Raw genomic sequence first — 13,675 nt, 5'->3', positions numbered from 1 at the left:
CCAAAGTTGAAAGGCGATGCCATCTCATCATCCGGTTGGTGCTCTTTTTGCTGGGATAAGCGCATGAAGGCAGGGGGGAAAGAGTCGCCTCTTTTCACGGCGCAACTCACAGCACTACTTCATGTTCATGGCACTACTCACAGCACAACTTATGGCACAACAGGAAGGTGTGTGATGGCAAGCGATGCGACACTGGTATTACCCTCGCGCGATAAGGGGGTGGCCCATACGCTCAAGGACGATCTCTACGGCATGCTGCTCGGGGTCATGTTCATCGCGGTGGGGCTCAATTTACTCAAATGCTCGGGGATGATCACCGGCGGGGTGGCCGGTATTGCGCTGCTCATCGGCCATTTCAGCTCACTTTCCATCGGAATGCTGTTTTTTCTGGTCAATATCCCTTTCATGATCTTCTGTGCCTGCTGCATGGGGCGGGCCTTTACCGTCAAGACCCTGGCGGTGAACCTGGCACTCTCGCTGGCGACCGAGGCGGTGCCGCAATTGATGCAGGTGAGCTATGTGCATCCGCTCTTTGCGGCGCTGGTGGGGGGCACTTTTCTTGGCATGGGGGTGCTCTCGTTGGCCCGCCACGATGCCTCGGTCGGCGGCACCGGCGTGGTAACGCTGTGGTTGCAGCGCAGGGTGGGGATCAATGCCGGCAAGAGCCAGCTGCTGCTCGATCTGCTGGTGTTTGCCCTGTCGCTGCTGACCCTCTCCTGGCCCCTGCTGCTGTGGTCCAGCTTAAGCGCACTAGCCATGAACGCCATGTTGATGAATTGGCACAAACCGGGTCGCTACAACGGCAAGCCGTGAGGGGAAGGGCGGCTGAAAAGTGAACTATCGGGGCGTTGAGGCCGAATCGTACCCCAACGGCAAAAAAGATCCTCTTTTCGCGAAAAAGCGCATAGTTACGGCTGTATTTGTTGGTCTTTTGCCACGTTGGTCTGACAAAAGCGCGATATGTCGTAAAAAATTCAAAAATAGTCCTTTACGGCATGCAGTTTCATCGGTAGAATTCGCCGGCAATATTTTACACCCCCACTTCACAGGTGAGATATTGCCATGCTCAGGATTGCCAAAGAAGCGCTGACCTTCGACGACGTGTTGCTGGTTCCCGCCCACTCCACCGTTCTCCCCAATACCGCCGATCTGCGTACCAAGCTGACTGCCAAAATCAGCCTGAACATTCCCATGATCTCCGCCGCCATGGATACCGTGACCGATGCGCGCCTTGCCATCGCTCTGGCCCAGGAAGGGGGTATCGGCTTCATCCACAAGAACATGTCCGTCGAACAGCAGGCTGCTGAGGTGCGTAAGGTCAAAAAATACGAGAGCGGTGTCGTTTCCGACCCGGTGACCGTACGTCCTGACATGACCATCGCCCAAATCAAGGAGCTGAGCCATAAGAACGGTTTCGCCGGTTATCCGGTGGTGACCGACGGCAACAAGCTGGTCGGTATCATCACCGGCCGTGATGTGCGCTTCGTGACCGACCTCTCCCTCACCGTCGAACAGATCATGACCCAGAAGGACCGTCTGGTGACCGTCCGCGAAGGGGCCTCTCGTGAAGAGGTGGTGGGCCTGATGCAGAAGAACCGCATCGAGAAGGTGCTGGTGGTCAATGACGCGTTCACGCTCAAGGGCATGATCACCGTCAAAGACTTCCAAAAAGCCGAGCGCAAGCCCAACGCCTGTAAGGACGAGCAGGGCCGCCTGCGCGTCGGTGCCGCCGTTGGCGCCGGTGCCGGTAACGAGGAGCGTGTCGCCGCCCTGGTCGAGGCCGGTGTCGACGTGCTGCTGATTGACTCCTCCCACGGCCACTCCCAGGGGGTGCTGGATCGCATCAAGGCGACCCGCGAAGCCTATCCGGAGCTGCAAATCATCGGTGGCAACGTGGCCACTGCCGCTGGCGCACTGGCGCTGGTTGAGGCCGGCGTCAATGCCGTCAAGGTCGGTATCGGCCCTGGCTCCATCTGTACCACCCGCATCGTGACCGGTGTCGGCGTGCCGCAAATCACCGCTATCTCTGATGCCGTGGATGCCCTGGCTGGCACCGGCGTACCTGTCATTGCTGACGGCGGCATCCGCTTCTCCGGCGACATCGCCAAGGCCATCGCTGCCGGCGCCAACTGCGTCATGGTGGGCTCCATGTTTGCCGGTACCGAAGAGGCGCCGGGCGAGATCGAGCTCTACCAGGGCCGCTCCTTCAAGTCTTATCGCGGCATGGGCTCCTTGGGCGCCATGTCCAAGGGCTCGAGCGATCGCTACTTCCAAAGCGACAACGCGGCCGACAAGCTGGTGCCGGAAGGTATCGAAGGGCGTGTGCCGTACAAGGGTCGCCTCAAAGAGATCATCCACCAGCAGATGGGCGGCCTGCGCTCCTCCATGGGCCTGACCGGCTGTGGCACCATCGACGAGATGCGCACCAAGGCTGAGTTTGTGCGCATCAGCGGCGCCGGGATGAAAGAGTCCCACGTCCACGACGTGACCATCACCAAAGAAGCGCCCAACTATCGGATGAGCTGATCAAAGCGGGGCCGTGCGCCCCGCTTTTCCAACCGTTTTGTAACCCCACACCAGCCTGAAACAGGACGAACATGAGTAAAAATATTCACGATCACCGTATCCTGATCCTGGATTTCGGTTCCCAGTACACCCAACTGATCGCCCGCCGCGTGCGTGAAATCGGCGTTTACTGTGAACTGTGGGCCTGGGACGTCACCGAAGAGCAGATCCGCGAATTCAATCCCAACGGCATCATCCTCTCCGGCGGCCCGGAATCCGTCACCGAAGCGGGCAGCCCGCGCGCGCCTGAGTATGTCTTCAACGCCGGCGTGCCGGTGTTTGGCATCTGCTATGGCATGCAGACCATGGCCGAGCAGCTTGGCGGCAAGGTGGCTTCCTCCACCGAGCGCGAGTTTGGTTATGCCCAGGTCGAGGTGATCGGCCAAAGCACGCTGCTGCGCAACATCGAAGACGCGCTCAAAGACAATGGCAATGCCATGCTGGACGTCTGGATGAGCCACGGCGACAAGGTGGTGGCCATCCCCGAGGCGTTCACCACCATCGCCCAGACCCCGACCTGCCCGCATGCGGCCATGGCGTGGGAAGAGAAGCAGTTCTATGGCGTGCAGTTCCACCCGGAAGTGACCCACACCCGCCAAGGCGCCCGTATCCTCGAGCATTTCGTGAAGGATATCTGCGGCTGCGAATGCCTGTGGACCCCGGCCACCATCATCGACGACGCCGTTGCCCGCATTCGCGAGCAGGTGGGTGACGACGAGGTGATCCTGGGCCTCTCCGGCGGCGTGGACTCCTCCGTGGTTGCCATGCTGGTGCACCGCGCCATCGGCGATCGCCTCACCTGCGTCTTTGTCGACAACGGTCTGCTGCGCCTGAACGAAGGCCAGCAGGTGATGGACATGTTCGGCGACCACTTCGGCCTGAACATCATCAAGGTCGATGCCGAAGAGCGCTTCCTCTCCGCGCTGGCCGGTATCGACGAGCCGGAAGCCAAGCGCAAGACCATCGGTCGCGTCTTTGTGGAAGTGTTCGACGACGAAGCCAAGAAGCTGAAAAATGCCCGCTGGTTGGCCCAGGGTACCATCTACCCGGACGTCATCGAGTCGGCGGCCAGCAAGACCGGCAAGGCCCACGTCATCAAGTCTCACCACAACGTCGGCGGCCTGCCGGAAGAGATGAAGATGGGGCTGGTCGAGCCGCTGCGCGAGCTGTTTAAAGACGAAGTGCGCCGCGTCGGTCTCGAACTCGGCCTGCCTTATGACATGCTCTACCGTCACCCGTTCCCGGGCCCGGGTCTGGGCGTGCGCGTCCTTGGCGAGGTGAAAAAAGAGTATTGCGATATCTTGCGCCGCGCCGATGCCATCTTCATCGAAGAGCTGCGCAGCGCCGATCTCTATAACCGCGTGAGCCAGGCGTTTGCCGTGTTCCTGCCGGTGCGCTCGGTCGGCGTTATGGGCGATGGTCGCAAGTATGACTGGGTGGTTGCCCTGCGCGCCGTCGAGACCATCGACTTCATGACCGCCCATTGGGCCCACCTGCCGTACGACTTCCTCGGCCACGTGTCGAACCGCATCATCAACGAGATCAATGGTATCTCCCGCGTGGTGTACGACGTCTCCGGCAAGCCGCCCGCCACCATCGAGTGGGAATAAGCGCGCGACGCTTTACCCGCCGATAAGGCAAAACAGTCAAAAAGGCGCCCTTGCGGCGCCTTTTCTTTTTCCAATCGTTTGCGGAGCAATCTGGCCCGGACGCAGGGACTATCTTGCTTTGCCTGCATCGCAATCGTGGGCATCAGCAGAGGGTCGTTGGGTGTGGAGAGCAGGCAGGGGAGGGGCAATCCCTGTCCGTCGTGGCCTGTGCCAGAAAGAAACGTCCACCACCTTGATGTTCCGCAGTGGTTCGATGCATTGATCTCCCCTCACGATGGGTTAATTCTTGATCTTGCTCAGGAAATGACCATGACCCTCTTTTCTTATCTGCCTTGCTCGCTAGGATGGTCGTGCAGATGGCTGCTTTGGCGTCACCCATGCGTTAGGTCAGAGCAACGCATGGGTGCCAAGCTGCAAATTTTAATGCTGTGGTCTTATTTTCATGGTGCTGATGATGCTGGACGCAGGGATATGGGGGGCTCTGCTTACGGATGAGTGCCGCTTTTCACTTCATCACGTTAGGTTGCAGGAATGAAGGTTCTCTTTATTTGCAGTCAAAACCGTCTGCGTAGCCCGACAGCCGAGCAGGTATTTGCTTTCTGGCCTGGAATTGAGGTTTCGTCAGCCGGCCTGAATCATAACGCCGAGAATCCCCTTACTCCGGAGCTGGTGGAGTGGGCTGAGCTTATTTTCGTCATGGAGCGTGCTCATCGGAGCAAACTGTCCAAGAAGTTCAAAGCCAATCTAAAGGAGGCTCGAGTCATCTGCCTGTCCATCCCAGATGATTATGTCTTCATGGATCCTAAGTTAGTGGCCATCCTAAATGATCGCGTTCCCAAGTTCTTGCCACCGCGGCCCGTGCACTCTTAGCCTGCTGTCTGACCCTATGTTTGACGATGCAGGGGGCGGCGGTGAAATGAGTGGCCGGGGTCTGCTCTTGAACTCGATGTTCAGCAACGTTCGCAGGACGAGAAAAGGTATTTTCCCCGTTCGGATTAATCGCGATGTACACCAAGGAACAATTATGCGTGCAACATTAGCTTTCATCATTTGTATGCTCTTGGTTCAACATGCTTTTGCTGATTCACACGCGCTGAGAGCTGAGGAAAAAGAGTGTAGTGAACATATGTCGGATAAGCGGATATCCAGTTGCTTCTCTGCGCTTTACATAAAAGTGGATCAAGAGCTCAATGACCAATACTCAAGGCTGAGCAACTCCATAGATGCTGAAAATAGAAGTAACTTAGTCGCCGCGCAGCGACTATGGGTAAAATTTAGAGAGGCAGACTGTCTTTTTTCAGAGCCTAGAAAAGAAAACGATCATATAGTTTTTTCTGGGCACAGTATCTGCCTTACACGCAGAACGCTGGATAGGTTGGAGCAGCTAGAAAGCTACAATGTCAAAAAAGGCTGCAATGGCTGCGCATGGTAGTTCGCATTATAATATGCTAAGCGTTCGCTTGATGTTATTTCCCAAATGGTTATCAGAAATGAACTATTCTAAGCGACCCCGTTGTTATGGGTGTCTTTACTCGTGTAAACGTTGGTGATAGATTGCTTTAACGCTATTAAGTGACATTATTGTTGCTTGCGTTCAGTACATCACCAAAGTTCTTATTAATAGTCATTAACATGTCTTGGTTATAAGAATGGCTAAGTTCACCTTTATAAAAGTAGGCGGAAAATGGATATCACCAATGCTATGGGTGAAAGAGTTCCCACTAAATATGGTAATCTTTTAGTTACAACGTTTTTGGGTAAGGGAAAGTCGGGATACTCCTATCTAGCTCAACAGGGTGACGATAAATATGTCATCAAATTTATGCATTATGAACCCTGTGCTTACTATTCGTTCGGTGATACGAATAAAGTTGACCTGGAAGTATCCGCTTTTAATGAGTTACAGCGCGTCGGGGTAAAAATACCTCGTCTGTTGGAGGCCAATTCAGAGCTGAATTTCCTACTTAAAGAGTATGTTCATGGCGATCTTGTTACCGACCTCATTGCGAACAATATCCTCCCTGACCATTGTATAGCGCAAGTTTTTAACATGGCGAAAGTGCTGGAGGCGTCAGGGTTAAATATTGACTATTTCCCAGACAACTTTGTTGTTATGGGGGATGTATTATATTACGTAGATTATGAAGTTAATAAGTATGATGCAGCATGGAATTTATCCAATTGGGGATTGTATTATTGGGCGAATACTTCGGGCATGAAAGCCTACAAAGAAACCAAAAATGTACTTCATATCAACCAGAGCCTGGATTCAGGGGTTCCAATCAAAGAACCTTTTGAGGTAAAGGTCAGAGCATGGTGCACGTCTTACCAGTAAACCCGTACCGGGATGTCGCGTGGCTCCCGCCCCTGGCCGGCGGGAGTTGGTCAGATACGATCCGAACCTTGGCGCGGCTCACGAGCGGTGAAATGAGCGCGCTTCGCGCCTTGCCGCCCTGGTATATGAGGTGGATGACGCCCTCTGGTGGCGATCCGCCGATCAGGGTGGCGGTGAAAATAGCCTGCCCCCTTGCGTCTGCCCAAGCCCTTTGGGCATAGTGGCATCCCATATATACCTTGGGAGAGACACATGGACGCCGCCTTCTGGCATCAACGTTGGGAAGAGAACCGCATCGGGTTCCATCAGAGCGACTTCAATCGCTGGTTACAGGAGTGGTGGGCTGCGCAGGCCATGGATGAGCCGGTGCTGGTGCCCCTGTGCGGCAAGTCGCGTGACATGGTGTGGCTGGCTGAGCAGGGGCATGAGGTGCACGGCTTTGAACTCTCGCCCCTGGCGGTGCAGCAGTTTTTCGCCGAGCAGGCATGGGCGCCGCAGCAGGCATCGGAGGGGCCCTTCCAGCGCTTTTCCCATGAGCGGATTCGCCTCTATCTCGGCGATTTTTTTGCGGCTCGCCAGCTTGGCCGACGCTACCGCCTGGTGTATGACCGCGCCTCGCTCATCGCGTTGCCGGCCGAGATGCGGGCCCGTTATGCCGAGCAGCTGGCCACCATGGTGGAGCAGGGGGGGCAGATCTTGCTGGTGACCATCGAATACCAGCCCGATCCGCAGCAGCAGCCCCCCTTCTCGGTGTGTGAGCTGGAGGTGCGCCGTCTGTTTGAGCCCCATTTCACGGTCGAGGTGCTGGGGCGTCAGAGCGAGGCGGATCACCCCAGGGTGGTGAGCGGCCAGCTCTCCTATTTTGATGAGGTGTGCTATCGATTGGTGCGTCGCTAAGGCGCTCTTTCTACCACCTTTGATACAGATCAACGCCCCCCGCGCGGCTTGTCCCTACTATGAATGCGTTTCTCAATCACTGTCGGTGCCGGGGTTGTCCGGGTTATCGATCGGTGTCTGATTTTCACGCTCATGTTCACTTTACGGCTCAAGCCGTGTTTGATGTGGTATTTCCAGCCGACCCCAGGGTCGGCTTTTCTTTTCTCTTTTTCTCGCCACGGTTTCCACCACTGTGCCCCAGGTTGGATAGAAAAGCCCCGCCAGAGCGGGGCTTTTTGCGTGCATGCGGCGATCTGCGGCTAGAGGTTGTAGAACTTGCGCGCGCTCAGGCGGAACTCGCGGGTGTCGTCGATGAGCTGGCCGCTGATGCGCTCGTCATGCTGATGGCCCTGGCCATAGCTGCAGAGGATCAATCGATCCGAGGTACGCGAGCGCAGGCGGGTGATAAAGCGGATGAGATCGGCCCGGGTGAGCTTGCCCACTTCGTCGTGTACCCGCTCGCGCTGATCAAAGCCGAGATCCTTGTTACCGATACTGACCCACAGCCGTTGGCCGCGGGTGCGCAGGTTGGTGTCGCGCTCCGAGAGTTGGGCCTGCAACCCTGCCTTGCTGGCCTGCCACTGCTCTTCGGTCAGCTCGAGCATGGCCAGCGGGAAGAGATCGATGAACTCCTCGATGGCATCGAGCAGGATCTGCGGGCCTGCTACCGGCGACTGGATATAGAAGATGAGGCCGGGGTGGCGGTTGAGGGGGAGGTTGCCCGAGCCCACCACGTAACCCAGTTGCTGGCGGGTGCGCAGCTCGTGGAAGAAGGTCGATGACATGATGTGGTTGGCCAGGGTGAAGCAGGCGATGTCGCGGGCCCGCACCACGGGGGATTGATAGTAGACCAGCAGGGCTGAGTCATCGTGCTGGCAGCCGTGTTCGCGGATCAGCGTGCCGCGGCCACGAATGTCGACCAGCCGGCGGCGGGTTTCGCGGCTTGGCCGGCTGTAGGGGGCGAGATGGCGCTCGAGCAGGGCGGCCAGCTCCAGCGCCTCGCTCTCGAGCCAGTCCCCATGCACCAGACTCTCGACGTGGATCTCCTGAAACAGGCTGGCGACGAACTCGGGCATGTCGCTCAGCTCGGTGGCTTGCAGGTGTGGCAGCAGCTGCTCGAAGGGGGGGTTATTGGGTTGCAGCAAGCTGGTGAGCTGGTTAAACAGCTGGGAGATGGGGCGGGCATGGGCCTGGTTTTCCCAGTTGCGGATCATCGCCTCCTTGATCTCGGCAAAGCGTGCCGGATCGGGGTAGCCCAGGGTGCGATTGGCCAAGATGGTGTCGAGCAGGCGCAGCTGATGCTCCGAGAAGCCTTGAATGGCGATCGAGAAGCCCCCCTGGTGGGCATAGATCTGATAGGAGAGGCCCGCCAGCTCGGCTTGGTAGGTGAGGGGGTTGAGGTGATCGGTGAGCAGCTCTACCGCTAGGCGCGCCATGGCGATGTGGCGCGGGCTTCTGACCGCATGCTCGCTGTCGATGGCGATGTAGAGATTGCCCTTGGGCACGTTGAACTGAGGGTCGTGCAGGTGCCAGAGACGAAAACCGGACCGCTCGATGAGGGGGCTCGGCACCGAGGCGGCCAGCTCGGGTTGGCGGGCCGTGAGGCGCTGGCAGATGAAGGGGTTAGGCGAGGGCAGCTGCAGCGCCGCATCCGCAAGGGCGTCGCGCCAGCGCTGGCGCTGCTCGGCCGTGAGGCGATGCACCGCATAGGGGGTCTGGTACCACTGGGCGTGGCGATCGGTGCTCACCTCGGGGGCGGTGACCAGCAGCCTCAGGTTGTCCGGTGTGAAGCGATCCATCAGCGACAGCAGCGACTCAGGCTCGAGGCCGCTCATCATGTAGTCGCCATAGAGCAGATCCTGCGGCTCATACATGAACAGGTTCATCACCAGCCCCGAAACGGTGTCGATGGGGCGGCCGCGCTCTTGGAAGTGAAACGCCGATTCGAGCACCCAGCGCTTCTCGTCGTAACGCCATGGCTCAATGCCCTGCTCACGAATGAGGCGCAGATAACCAAACAGCAGGGCGACGATGTCGTCGACATGCCCAAGGCCGGCCGGGGTGAGCGCCATGGTGACGCAGAAATCCTTGAAGTTGCTGCCGCTGATGCCACTGCCTGCCGAGAGCTGGTTGCACCAGCCAAGCTGCTTGAGCAGCGCCAGCAGGCTGCCATCCCCTTCGTGACCGATGAGGTGGCTTAAGAAGGTGAGCGGTTTTTGCCGGTAGAGGTGATCGACCGAGGGCAGCGGGAACACCACCGAGAGGCGCCGGCTCTCCTTGACCGGGCGGATGTCGACGCGAATGCCGAGATCCTCGGGGCGATAAAGCGGCGCGACCAGCTGGGGGGCTCCCAAATTGCGATTCACGATGGGAGCAAAATAGCGTTCTGCCCACGCTTGCATCTGGGCAAGGCTGGCCGATGAGAGCAGTACCAGCGCCATTCTGTCGGCGCTGTAGTGCTGTTCATAAAAGGCAATGAGTTCCTGGCGCAGATCACGGCCGGGGCGATCGGCCAAGGTCTCCAGATTGCCCACCGAGAACTTGGCGAAGGGGTGGAGCGGGTTGACCGTCTCCTTGTGCACCTGATAACTGCGCCGCACATCATCTTGCAGCTTGAGCTTGTACTCCGAATCGACGGCGCTGCGCTCCTTGTCGACCAGGGCGGCATCGAAGGTGGGGCAGATGAAGAACTGGGAGAAACGGTGCAGTGCCGGCTCAAAATAGTCGCGGTCGATCTCGAGAAAGAAGTTGGTGAACTCGGTGCCGGTCCAGGCGTTGTTACTGCCCCCATGGCGGGTGATGAACTGCTGGTACTCGCCCGGTTTGGGATAGGTACAGGTGCCAAGGAACAACATATGCTCAAGAAAGTGAGCCATGCCCTGGCGATCGGCGGGATCATCAAAATGGCCGGTGTTGACGGCCAGCGAGGCGGCAGATTTGTCGGCGTCGGGATCTTCGATGAGCAGCAGCCGCAGCCCGTTGTCGAGTCGCAGTGCCTGGTAGCGTCGGTGATCATTCGGACTGAGGTGCGGGATCATGCTGTGCTCATTACGCAAGTTATTGTCAAGTAAAGACAATTATTGACCTACGGGGGCTCCTAGGCAAATCCTTTTCTGAGAGCTGTACGATTGTTTCACCCAGATAGCCGGGGTAAAATTCCCGGCTCATTGAGGAGGCCCGATAAGGGCGAGGTAGTGATGAAGATCTATATCATGCGTCATGGCCAGGCTGGCATGAACGCCAAGAGTGACGAGCAGCGCCCCCTGACCGAGCAGGGGATCCACGAATCGGTCATGATGGCGCGTTGGCTTGCCCCCCAACTCGAGACGCTCGATCGGGTCATCCACAGCCCCTACCTGAGGGCTCGTCAGACCTGGCGGGCCATATGCAAGGAGTTGCCTGTCCCCACCCATGTTGAGGAGAGCCCCGAGATCACCCCCTATGGGGATCCGGATTCTGTGGCGGCTTATCTTGAAGCGATGGCCAGCCAGGGGGAGAGCCTGCTGGTGGTGAGCCACCTGCCGTTGGTGGGGTATCTGGTGCATCAGCTCTGTCCCGGCCACGATGCCCCCTTGTTTGCCACCTCCGGGCTGGCTTGCATCGATTATCAGGACGGCAAGGGCCAGCTGAGCTGGTTAGAGGGGCCTCATACCATCCGCTAAGAAACAAAGCATTAACATTTGGCCGTGCATATGGTATAAACAGGTAATAGAAGAATAAAATTTCTCTTTACTCACACTTTTTCGCAGACGCTGTGGTTGGATGGGGTAACTGTCGAGGGGTATAACATGCGTGTGTTCAAGAAGTATCTTCCGCTGATGATTGCCAAGCACGTTAAAACCTTTTTCAAGGGGCGAATTTATGTGCATGGCAAGGGGCGCTTCGATTTTGAAGGGGGACACCTCATCATGCCACGCCAGCCGGACGAACCCCATCGCAGCACGGTGCAGGAGGTCAACGAGTTGATTGATCGCCTGCACGATGAAGCGGCATAGCTACTGCGTTCTCGAGTGAAAAGGCGGGCCTGATCAGGGCCCGCCTTTTCTTTATTATCCCTTCCCATCATCACGCCATTTATGGCTGTTTATTTGCGCAGAAGTGGTCGTATCTCTTGGCGTATATACGGGTGAGATCCATGGCCCTTTCTGGCTTATGTAAACGAAATGATGGTGATTTGTGATCCGCACGTGCATTCGTGCTAAAAGTTTTTCTGGTCGCAGTGTTTGTGATGGAAATTCGCCGTGATTGATGGGAGTATCCGAACTGCTCAGGCCGGCGAAACTCCATTATAAACGGTGCCTAGAGGGTGTATGGGTGGCGGGATCGCTGCCTTGCGTCGATTTGCCGTGCAATGCCTGAGCCACAGCAACGGACGCAGCCATCGGGCACTCAGGGATACGATTCAGATGACGAAACAACAACACCCTCTCGTGAGACTGCTCAATAGTACCAGCCTCGTCAGCCAGATCCTGGTCGGTCTGATCCTTGGCGTCCTGCTGGCCCTGTTCTCCCCCGAGACCGCCAAGTCAGTCGGCCTGCTCGGTTCGCTGTTTGTCGGCGGGCTCAAGGCGGTGGCGCCGGTACTGGTCTTTGTATTGGTCATGGCGGCGGTCGTCGGCCATAAACAGGGCCAGAAGACCAACATGAAGCCCATTCTTCTGCTCTACCTGCTCGGCACCTTCTCGGCAGCCGCCGTGGCGGTGGCGGCCAGCTTTCTGTTCCCCACTGAGCTGCACCTCTCGGCCAGTTCGGCCGAGCTGACGCCTCCGGGCGGGATCACCGAGGTGCTGCAGACCTTGCTGTTCAACGTGGTGACCAACCCGGTGAAGGCGCTGATTGAGGCTAACTACATCGGCATTCTGGCGTGGGCCATCGCACTGGGGATTGCCCTGCGTCACGCCAGTGGCAGCACCAAGGCGGTCATCACCGATCTCTCTCACGGCGTCACCTGGATTGTCCGGGCCGTTATTCGCTGTGCTCCGCTCGGCATCTTGGGTCTGGTCTCATCCACCCTGGCTGAAAGCGGCTTCGGTGCCCTGCTCGGCTATGCCCAGCTGCTGGCCGTGCTGCTTGGTTGCATGCTGTTCATCGCCCTGGTGGTCAACCCGCTGATCGTCTTCTGGAAGATAAAGCGCAACCCCTATCCGCTGGTGCTGACCTGCCTGAAAGAGAGCGGCATCACCGCCTTCTTCACCCGCAGCTCGGCGGCCAACATTCCGGTCAACATGGCCCTGTGCGAGAAGCTGCGTCTGCCGGAAGATACCTATGCGGTCTCCATCCCGCTGGGGGCCACCATCAACATGGCCGGCGCGGCCATCACCATCACGGTACTGAGTATGGCGGCGGTGCATACCTTGGGCATGAGTGTCGATCTGGGCACGGCCATCCTGCTCTCCGTCGTGGCCACCATCAGTGCCTGCGGCGCCTCCGGTGTGGCGGGCGGCTCGCTGCTGCTGATCCCGCTGGCGTGCAGCCTGTTCGGCATTGGCAACGACATCGCCATGCAGGTGGTGGCGGTGGGCTTCATCATCGGTGTACTGCAAGACTCTGCCGAGACGGCGCTCAACAGCTCCACCGACGTGCTGTTCACGGCGGCGGCCTGTATGGCGGAAGATGAGAGCCTCTGTGAGGCCGCGGCGCGCGAGCCGAGCCAGGTCTGATTGCGTTCATGAAAAAACGCCCTCCTCGGAGGGCGTTTTTTATTGGTGTTCTGCCGGTTTGGCTGCGGGCCAGCACCAGGCGACCGATGCCGCCCCGAGCAGGGCAGACACGCCACCGAGAAGCAGGCAGCCGAGCAGCAGCCCGGGGCCGACACTGCCGAGTGACTGGGCCAGCCACTCCCAGCTCAGGGCAAAGGAGAAGGGGGCCGGCTCACCCGGGAGCAGCCAGGCTCCCACGCGATAGGCGCCATAGAACATCGGCAGCATGGTGAAGGGGTTATTGAGCCAGACCAGCCCCAGGGTCAGTGGCAGGTGAGCGCGCAGTACGATGGCGCCCAAGGTGGCCAGCAGCATCTGGCAGGGCAGTGGCAACCAGGCGCAAAAGAGGCCGACGGCGCAGGCTCGGGTGGCACTGCGGCGATCCAGCTGCCAGAGCTGGGGGCAGTCCAGATGCCGACCGAAGCGTTGCAGCCTTGGGTGAGTGCGCAGCGCCTCGGCACTGGGCAGCCGGCGCTGTAACCTGGCAAGAAGCGTCATGGCGAGGCTCACAAAAAATGGGGGAGGCGAAG

The 13,675-nt window shown here is 58.3% G+C and carries 12 protein-coding genes; 10 read left to right on the top strand and 2 right to left on the bottom strand.

Annotated elements, in window-relative coordinates; all coding sequences use genetic code 11:
* The first annotated feature begins 174 nt into the window (after positions 1 to 174).
* The 7 genes from BN1134_RS03560 (at position 175) to BN1134_RS03535 (ending at position 7,407) form a co-directional block, all read left to right on the top strand.
* The gene (locus BN1134_RS03560; protein ID WP_042045272.1) at positions 175 to 813 is read left to right on the top strand and encodes a YitT family protein; all 639 of its coding nucleotides are present in this window, start codon (positions 175 to 177) and stop codon (positions 811 to 813) included.
* 249 nt (positions 814 to 1,062) lie between these two features.
* Positions 1,063 to 2,526 carry an IMP dehydrogenase gene (guaB, locus tag BN1134_RS03555; protein ID WP_042045271.1) on the top strand — a complete coding sequence of 488 codons (1,464 nt, stop codon included), beginning with the start codon at positions 1,063 to 1,065 and terminating at the stop codon, positions 2,524 to 2,526.
* Between the two features lie 71 nt (positions 2,527 to 2,597).
* A complete protein-coding gene (gene guaA / locus BN1134_RS03550) occupies positions 2,598 to 4,175 on the top strand; it encodes a glutamine-hydrolyzing GMP synthase (protein WP_042045270.1) in 1,578 nt (525 codons plus the stop codon).
* A 531-nt stretch (positions 4,176 to 4,706) separates the two neighbouring features.
* Positions 4,707 to 5,045: a low molecular weight protein tyrosine phosphatase family protein gene (locus BN1134_RS03545; protein ID WP_042045269.1), complete on the top strand. Its 339-nt coding sequence runs from the start codon at positions 4,707 to 4,709 to the stop codon at positions 5,043 to 5,045.
* A 16-nt stretch (positions 5,046 to 5,061) separates the two neighbouring features.
* Positions 5,062 to 5,607: a lysozyme inhibitor LprI family protein gene (locus BN1134_RS19110; protein ID WP_198133133.1), complete on the top strand. Its 546-nt coding sequence runs from the start codon at positions 5,062 to 5,064 to the stop codon at positions 5,605 to 5,607.
* A 252-nt stretch (positions 5,608 to 5,859) separates the two neighbouring features.
* The gene (locus BN1134_RS03540) at positions 5,860 to 6,510 is read left to right on the top strand and encodes a BUD32 family EKC/KEOPS complex subunit (RefSeq protein ID WP_052449408.1); all 651 of its coding nucleotides are present in this window, start codon (positions 5,860 to 5,862) and stop codon (positions 6,508 to 6,510) included.
* Positions 6,511 to 6,762: 252 nt separating this feature from the next.
* Positions 6,763 to 7,407: a thiopurine S-methyltransferase gene (locus BN1134_RS03535; RefSeq protein WP_042045268.1), complete on the top strand. Its 645-nt coding sequence runs from the start codon at positions 6,763 to 6,765 to the stop codon at positions 7,405 to 7,407.
* A 299-nt stretch (positions 7,408 to 7,706) separates the two neighbouring features.
* Here BN1134_RS03535 and BN1134_RS03530 read toward each other — a convergent pair whose 3' ends face one another.
* Positions 7,707 to 10,484, bottom strand: a complete 2,778-nt coding sequence (locus BN1134_RS03530) for an insulinase family protein (RefSeq protein ID WP_042045267.1) — start codon at positions 10,482 to 10,484, stop codon at positions 7,707 to 7,709.
* 159 nt (positions 10,485 to 10,643) lie between these two features.
* Here BN1134_RS03530 and sixA point away from each other — a divergent pair, with 159 nt between their 5' ends.
* The 3 genes from sixA (at position 10,644) to sstT (ending at position 13,106) form a co-directional block, all read left to right on the top strand.
* Positions 10,644 to 11,108 carry a phosphohistidine phosphatase SixA gene (gene sixA, locus BN1134_RS03525; protein WP_042045266.1) on the top strand — a complete coding sequence of 155 codons (465 nt, stop codon included), beginning with the start codon at positions 10,644 to 10,646 and terminating at the stop codon, positions 11,106 to 11,108.
* 126 nt (positions 11,109 to 11,234) lie between these two features.
* Entirely contained in the window at positions 11,235 to 11,441 is a 207-nt protein-coding gene (locus BN1134_RS03520; protein ID WP_042045265.1) for a DUF1107 domain-containing protein, read from the top strand.
* 411 nt (positions 11,442 to 11,852) lie between these two features.
* Positions 11,853 to 13,106 carry a serine/threonine transporter SstT gene (gene sstT / locus BN1134_RS03515; RefSeq protein ID WP_042045264.1) on the top strand — a complete coding sequence of 418 codons (1,254 nt, stop codon included), beginning with the start codon at positions 11,853 to 11,855 and terminating at the stop codon, positions 13,104 to 13,106.
* Between the two features lie 39 nt (positions 13,107 to 13,145).
* Here the strand turns inward: sstT and BN1134_RS03510 are convergent, their stop codons facing one another.
* Positions 13,146 to 13,643, bottom strand: coding sequence for a DUF2062 domain-containing protein (locus BN1134_RS03510; protein ID WP_042045263.1), 498 nt, complete (start codon positions 13,641 to 13,643; stop codon positions 13,146 to 13,148).
* Positions 13,644 to 13,675: the final 32 nt, after the last annotated feature.

The organism is Aeromonas simiae, from assembly GCF_000820125.1.
In the GTDB taxonomy this organism is placed as follows: domain Bacteria; phylum Pseudomonadota; class Gammaproteobacteria; order Enterobacterales; family Aeromonadaceae; genus Aeromonas; species Aeromonas simiae.
This window is presented reverse-complemented; position numbering and strand designations above follow the sequence as displayed.